At 43.8% G+C, this 242-nt stretch carries 1 protein-coding gene; it reads right to left on the reverse strand.

Features of this window, described 5'->3' with window-relative positions; genetic code table 11:
- Nucleotides 1-54: 54 nt before the first annotated feature.
- The coding region (locus ACY2RR_RS24650) for a hypothetical protein (protein WP_490110844.1) at nt 55-242 on the reverse strand (188 nt) is incomplete at its 5' end.

Below are 242 nucleotides of genomic sequence, written 5' to 3' on the forward strand. Positions count from 1 at the left end.
CATATCCTGCCCCATAAATGTATTGGTTGTTGCAGGAAAACATACGGGATATAGTCAGGCTTGGATATTGGGCTTTGGGCTGTAAGACGTTGGGGGATAGGGCTTGATATAAGCCACTTTTAGTATCAGAAGAGAGTTAAATTCATACCCGCTGGAAATCATAGATTGGCTGTTCTGGTCGATGATTTCTATGTGAAGTTTAAAGGGAATGGGGCATGAATCAGGCTGGAAAGGTTCCAGGG

This window comes from Parendozoicomonas sp. 2304DJ65-17 (assembly GCF_058148445.1).